We start from the raw sequence: 1,179 nt of genomic DNA on the forward strand, positions 1-1,179 counted from the left end.
ATTACTCGACGATGGAGGCGACGATGCCTGCGCCGACGGTACGGCCGCCTTCGCGGATCGCGAAGCGCAGCTTTTCTTCCATCGCGATCGGAACGATCAGCTCAACCGCTACCGTGACGTTGTCGCCCGGCATAACCATTTCCGTGCCTTCCGGAAGCGTAACGATGCCCGTCACGTCCGTCGTGCGGAAGTAGAACTGCGGACGGTAGTTCGTGAAGAACGGCGTATGACGGCCGCCTTCTTCCTTCGTCAGGATGTAGGCTTCTGCCATGAACTTCTTGTGCGGCTTGACCGAACCCGGCTTGCACAGAATCTGGCCACGCTCGACGCCGTCACGGTTCACGCCGCGAACCAGCGCGCCGATGTTGTCGCCGGCCTGGCCCTGATCGAGCAGCTTGCGGAACATTTCAACGCCGGTCACCGTCGTCTTCGACGTCGGACGGATGCCGACGATTTCGACTTCTTCACCAACCTTGACGATACCGCGCTCGACGCGGCCCGTCACAACCGTACCACGGCCCGAGATCGAGAACACGTCTTCGATCGGCATCAGGAACGGCTGGTCGATCGGACGCTCAGGCGTCGGGATGTAGGCGTCAACCTGAGCCATCAGCTCGCGGATCGCGTCTTCGCCGATCTTCTTGTCCGAATCTTCAAGAGCGGCAAGCGCCGAACCCTTGACGACCGGGATGTCGTCGCCCGGGAAGTCGTAGGACGACAGAAGTTCGCGAACTTCGAGCTCGACCAGCTCGAGAAGTTCAGCGTCGTCAACCTGGTCGACCTTGTTCAGGAACACGACGATTGCCGGAACGCCAACCTGGCGGGCAAGCAGGATGTGCTCGCGCGTCTGCGGCATCGGGCCGTCAGCAGCCGAGCAAACCAGGATCGCGCCGTCCATCTGTGCGGCACCGGTGATCATGTTCTTCACGTAGTCGGCGTGGCCGGGGCAGTCGACGTGCGCATAGTGGCGGTTCGGCGTCTCATACTCGACGTGGGCCGTCGAGATGGTGATGCCGCGGGCCTTTTCTTCCGGAGCCGCGTCGATCTGGTCATACGCCTTGAACTCGCCGAAGTACTTCGTGATCGCTGCCGTCAAGGACGTCTTGCCGTGGTCAACGTGCCCGATCGTCCCGATGTTAACGTGCGGCTTATTGCGCTCAAACTTACTCTTTGCCATTT

1 protein-coding gene is annotated in these 1,179 nt (G+C 61.1%); it reads right to left on the reverse strand.

What is annotated here, in order from left to right; genetic code table 11:
- Position 1 precedes the first annotated feature (1 nt).
- Positions 2 to 1,177, reverse strand: a complete 1,176-nt coding sequence (gene tuf / locus ACPYOP_RS32880; RefSeq protein WP_015339584.1) for an elongation factor Tu — start codon at positions 1,175 to 1,177, stop codon at positions 2 to 4.
- Positions 1,178 to 1,179: the final 2 nt, after the last annotated feature.

The sequence above is a fragment of the Rhizobium sp. KNZ2-6A genome, from assembly GCF_056755475.1.

What these genes read in the sequence shown, in the direction of transcription:
- tuf (WP_015339584.1), bottom strand. Translation starts at nt 1,177, where the DNA reads ATGGCAAAGAGTAAGTTTGAGCGCAATAAGCCGCACGTTAACATCGGG.